Source organism: Sphingopyxis sp. SCN 67-31 (genome assembly GCF_001725095.1).
On the sequence record NZ_MEFH01000202.1, the window covers coordinates 1 to 5,237 of the forward strand.

7 protein-coding genes are annotated in these 5,237 nt (G+C 65.6%); 6 read left to right on the top strand and 1 reads right to left on the bottom strand.

Annotated features, from left to right (window positions below; genetic code table 11):
- Positions 1–13: 13 nt before the first annotated feature.
- From ABS88_RS23945 to ABS88_RS23970, 6 genes are all read left to right on the top strand, one after another.
- Complete coding sequence (locus tag ABS88_RS23945) at positions 14–163, top strand: flagella basal body P-ring formation protein FlgA (protein ID WP_286750804.1); 150 nt, start codon at positions 14–16, stop codon at positions 161–163.
- Positions 164–332: 169 nt separating this feature from the next.
- Positions 333–638: a flagellar biosynthesis anti-sigma factor FlgM gene (gene flgM / locus ABS88_RS23950; protein ID WP_003041503.1), complete on the top strand. Its 306-nt coding sequence runs from the start codon at positions 333–335 to the stop codon at positions 636–638.
- Positions 638–943 (top strand): hypothetical protein, encoded by a 306-nt coding sequence (locus tag ABS88_RS23955; RefSeq protein WP_058812243.1) that lies wholly within the window; start codon positions 638–640, stop codon positions 941–943. Before flgM ends, ABS88_RS23955 begins: the two co-directional genes overlap by 1 nt.
- Positions 944–1,021: 78 nt before the next feature.
- Positions 1,022–1,843, top strand: a complete 822-nt coding sequence (locus ABS88_RS23960; RefSeq protein ID WP_003041511.1) for a transglycosylase SLT domain-containing protein — start codon at positions 1,022–1,024, stop codon at positions 1,841–1,843.
- Positions 1,840–3,960: a flagellar biosynthesis protein FlhA gene (gene flhA, locus ABS88_RS23965; protein WP_286750801.1), complete on the top strand. Its 2,121-nt coding sequence runs from the start codon at positions 1,840–1,842 to the stop codon at positions 3,958–3,960. Before ABS88_RS23960 ends, flhA begins: the two co-directional genes overlap by 4 nt.
- Positions 3,950–4,696, top strand: coding sequence for a sigma-70 family RNA polymerase sigma factor (locus tag ABS88_RS23970; protein ID WP_286750802.1), 747 nt, complete (start codon positions 3,950–3,952; stop codon positions 4,694–4,696). Before flhA ends, ABS88_RS23970 begins: the two co-directional genes overlap by 11 nt.
- A 54-nt stretch (positions 4,697–4,750) precedes the next feature.
- On the opposite strand, the gene ABS88_RS23975 is transcribed toward ABS88_RS23970, so the two are convergent.
- On the bottom strand, positions 4,751–5,237 hold a 487-nt coding region (locus ABS88_RS23975), incomplete at its 5' end, for a MarR family winged helix-turn-helix transcriptional regulator (RefSeq protein ID WP_286750803.1).

Consider the following 5,237-nt stretch of genomic DNA (forward strand, 5'->3'; position numbering starts at 1 on the left):
TGTCCGCGTCTCGATCGACACCGACAGCTTTTCGGTAAGCTACAACGCCATCGCGACCGAAGACGGCCGCGTCGGCGAAACGATCGCCCTGCGCGGCAATGACGCGAAAAACATGATCAGCGCCACCGTCACCGGTCCGGGCCGCGCGAGCCTTCAGGACTGATTTTCAAACAGTTAAGCCCCACTGGCCCGGTGGTTGTCGATTTTTCGACGCCGCCGGGCCTCTTTTTTTAATTTTTTGGCAACCCGCCCCTTAAAGCGCCGCCCCACCCGCCGTTAAAGGCTCTGAAGCAGTGCCGTCGATTTTCCGACGGTGCATGATGGAGGCTAAGATGGCAGGTGACGACAAACTCGTCCTGCAGGTCGGCGGTGTCACGCGAGCGACACCCGTGCGCAGGACGGCAAGCGGTTCGACCGCTTCGGCGAATCAGCGTGCGACGGCCCAGCCCGCTCCGACGGCGATGCCCGTCGCGCGGCTGATCAGCCTTGCCAACGAAATGGCCGCGCAGGAGCCGCCGGTGGACTATGCCCGTATCGCATCGCTGCGCGCCGCCATTGCGAGCGGCGAATATAGCGTCGATCCCGTCGCGATCGCCAAGTCGATGGCGCTTTTCCACAGCACGGGCGGCAATTCGTGATGATCGAACAGATGCACGAAGTTCAGGCCAAGCTCGATTTGCTCGTCGGCGCGCTCGACGGCCATGATGCCGGGGCGATCGTGTCGGCGACCGAGGATCTGGCGACGGCGGTCATCCTGTTTCGCGGCGCCGGCGTTCCGGCGGGCAGCGAAATGCAGGCGCGGGCGCTGATCGGCAAGACGCTCGGTCAGCTCGAAGCGGCTGCAATCCGCATCAATGTCCTGAAGAACTGGACGCGTCAGAGGATTGACATGAACCATGCAATCCGCGGCACGCAACCCCGAGGCCCCGCTTTAACCTATTGATAAGCAAGATTTTCGGGGACTTTCCTGGAAATGGCACGATGATTGCTTCTCTTCTGCTGAAACAGCGGAACAGAGGCAATGAACGCAATCAACAACCCCCAGGCAGCGAACCGGATCGCCGCACCCGTCATGGATGCGGTGCAGACGGCGTCGGCGCGCACGGGGGTCGATTTCGACTATCTGGTCGATGTCGCCCGCGTCGAAAGCCGCTTCAATCCCGGCGCCAAGGCCGCAACCTCGTCGGCGCGCGGCCTCTATCAGTTCACCAATCAGACCTGGCTCGCGACGCTCGAGCGCCACGGCGCCAATCACGGGCTCGCCTGGGCGGCCGACGCGATCCGCCGCGACGGCGCGGGCCGCCTGTCGGTCAGCGATCCCGCACTGCGCGACCAGATCATGGCGCTGCGCGACGATCCCTTTGCCGCATCGAACATGGCGGCGGCGCTGACCGCCGATAATCGCGAGTTCCTCGAAAGCCGGATGGGCCGCACCGCCGAACCGGTCGATCTCTACCTCGCGCATTTCCTCGGCAGCGCCGGGGCCGCGCGCTTTCTGACTGCGCTCGACGCGAACCCCGACCAGCCGGGCGCCACGCTGTTGCCCGAAGCCGCGGCGGCGAACCGTCCGATCTTTTATACCCCCGACGGCAGCATGCGCAGCGTCGGCGAGATCCGCGATCTGTTCCGCGCCAAGCTCGACGCCGGCGGCGGCGCACCGCTGCCCGCCGCGGCAGCGCCCGTTTCGACATGGCGCAGCGCCGCAACCAGTTTTTCGGGCGAAGCCGCCGGACGGCCGCCGCTACCGATGATGGATATTCAACCCATGCCCAGGAAATTGTCGATGGACTTTGCCGCCAGTGCCTATCAGCGGCTCGCTTCGCTGTCGGGAGGCACCGCATGACCGGGCTCGACGTCCGCAATGCGGCGCGCTTCGCGACTGCCGCGGCGCTGCCCGCGGCGATGCTGATTCTCGTCGCGTTGATGGTGATCCCGGTCACGCCGATCATCCTCGACATCAGCTTCATCGGCAATATCATGATCAGCCTCGCGATCCTGATGGTCGCGCTGTCGGCATCGAAGCCGCTCGACTTCTCGGCTTTCCCGACCGTCTTGCTGCTCGCGACGCTGTTCCGTCTCGCCCTCAACGTCGCCTCGACGCGCGTCGTGCTGGTCCACGGCCATGAAGGCACGTCGGCGGCGGGCCATGTGATCGAAGCGTTCGGCCAGGTGCTGATCGGGGGCGACTATGTCGTCGGCCTGTTCGTCTTCGGCGTGCTGATGATCATCAATCTTGTCGTCATCACCAAGGGCGCAGGGCGCGTGTCCGAAGTGTCGGCGCGCTTCACCCTCGACGCCCTGCCCGGCAAGCAGATGGCGATCGACGCCGATCTCAACGCCGGCCTGCTGACCCCCGACGAAGCCAAGGCGCGGCGTCAGGAAGTCGCCACCGAGGCCGATTTCTACGGCTCGATGGACGGTGCGTCGAAATTCGTGAAGGGCGACGCGGTCGCCGGCCTGCTCATCCTGTTCGTCAATATCGTCGGCGGCTTGATCCTGGGCATGTTCAGCCACGGCCTGTCCTTCTCGCAGGCGGGCAGCACCTATGTCACGCTGGCGATCGGCGACGCGCTCGTCGCCCAGATTCCGGCGTTGCTGCTCTCGATCGCGGCCGCCGCCATCGTCACGCGCGTGTCGTCGCCCCACAACCTGTCGGGCCAGATCGGCAGCCAGTTCGCCTCCCCTCATGTATGGATGGCGGTCGGCGGTATCCTGTTCATCCTCGGCCTTGTCCCCGCAATGCCGCAGATGCTGATCCTGCCTGCTGCGGCGCTGGCCTTCACCATCGGCTGGCAACTCCGGCGCGCGGCGGCCGAAGTCGCTGCCCAGCCCGAACCCGCGGCCCCGGCGCCCGACCCGCATCATATCGAGTGGGCGGATGTCAGCGACATCGGCCCGTGCCAGCTCGAAATCGGCTATGCGCTCGTCAGCCTGGTCGACGAGCGCAAGGGCGCGCCGCTGATGACGCGGATCACCGGTATCCGGCGCCAGTTGTCGAAGGAACTCGGCTTCGTCGTGCCGCCGGTAAAGGTCGCCGACGACCTGTCGCTGCCCGGCAACGTCTATCGCATCTCGATCGCCGGGGTGATCGTCGGCGAGGACGAGGTCTTCCCCAACGAAATGCTCGCGCTCGATTCGGGCGAACTGGTGACCAAGGTGACGGGCCGCCCGTGCAAGGATCCGACCTTCGGCCTCGACGCGCTGTGGATTCCCAAAAGCGCGCAGAATGACGCGATCGCGGCGGGCTATACCGTCGTCGATCCCGCCACCGTCGTCGCGACGCACCTCAACAACAGCATCATCGCTTCGGCCGCCGAACTGTTCGGCATCGACGATGCCCAGTCGCTGATCGACAATCTCAAGACCCAATATCCGCAGCTTGCGGCGAACCTCAGCCCGCAGGGCTACGCGCTGCCGCGCGTCGCCGCGCTGTGCAAGGCGCTGCTCATCGAGCGCGTGCCGCTGCGCGATTTCCGCAAGATTGCGGAGGCTATGGTGGCGCTCGTCGGCCAGCAGCTCGGCGATGGCGACCTGATCGAAGCGGTGCGCCAGCGCATCGGCGCGCTGATCGTCCAGACGATCGTGCCGAGCCGCATGCCGCTGCCTGTCGTGACCTTCACCCCCGATATCGAAGTACTGCTCAATCAGGCGGTGCGCGCAAATCCGGGCGCCGAATGGCCGTTCGAACATGGCATGGCGATGAAGATCGTCGAACAGATCGGCCAGGCGGTCGAGCCGCTGCTGCTCCAGACGCGCAGTTTCGCGCTCGTCGCCTCCCCCATCTGTCGCCCGGCGCTGTCGCGGCTGGTGCGCGCGACATTCCCCGATGTTGCGGTGATCTCCTACCTCGAAATCCCGGCGACCAAGGCGACCGAAATCGTCGCGACGATCGGTGCCGATCAACCGCGGCTGACCAGCGGCGAAGAAGCCTATCAGAAGGACGAGCCCCATGAAAATTGAGCCCGCCGAGCAATTTGCGGGAAAGACCGCGCACGCCCTGCGGCCGCACGGCTATGGCGAGAATGTCGAGGCGCTGATCGCCGAACATGCGCCGCTCGTGCGCAAGATCGCCTGGCAGGTCCATTCGCGCGTGTCGCGGACGAGCGATCTTGAGGATCTGATCCAGGTCGGGCTGATCGCGCTGATCGAAGCGAGCCGTACCTATGAAGAGCGCGGCTTCGCCTTTACCACCTATGCATCGACGCGCATTCGCGGCGCAATGATCGACCAGCAGCGGCGCGAGGCCGACGTCGGACGCGCCGCGATGGCGGCCGCCAAGCGGCTCGCGGCGACGCGCGACGCGCTCGAACAACAGCTGATGCGGGCGCCAGGCGCCGCCGAAATGGCCGAAGCGATGGGGATGGGTGCCGAGGAATATTTCGAGTTCGAACGCAGCGCGACGCACGGCCGCTCGACCTCGCTCGACGAAATGATGAACGAAGGCGATTTCCTGTTCGCCGACGACCGGCTCGGCGCCGGCGAGCTGCTCGAACAGGAAGGAATGCTCGACGCGCTGCGCGCCTGCATCGGGCGCCTGTCGGACCGCGAACAGATGGTCCTGCAGCTCTATTTCTTCGAAGAGCTCAATCTGCAGGAAATCGGGCTGACGCTCGACGTCAGCGCGGCGCGGGTCTGCCAGATCAAGCGCGACGCGATGGCCAGGATCGACCGCATGATGCGCGAAATGACCGAATGACGCGAACGGCCGGATGCGGCGGCGACCAGCAGAAGCCGCATCCGGCCGCGCCGGTCAACCTGCGCGATTGCTCCGCAACGCCAGGCCGACTTTCTCGAAATAGCTGGCCATCCGCTCGGTCCCCGCATCGGTCAGGCGAACGATGGTCCGGCGGCGGTCGCGTTCGTCGATCGACCGTTTGACGAGCCCCATCGCCTCGAGCGAGGCGATCATCCGCAGCCCTGACGACAGCGGCACGCCGGCCCCCGTCGCGAGGTCACTCGCGCTCAGGATACGGCCATTGGCGTTGGCGAGCATCAGGTCGAGCATCATGTCCCACGTCGGACCCGACATTTGCGCGCTGCCGAAATGATGGCGCCGCATACGGCGGGCCTGGATGCTGAACGACAATTGGTCGACCAGCCGCGGCGCGGCCACGTCGCCGCTCGGTTCGAGCTCGACGCGGGCCGGCACCGCCGCCTCGTCACCGCCGCGCGCGGCGAGCAGCTCGTGAATTTCGTCGATACGCGACTTCAGATCGGCAATTTCTTGGTTGGAAAAT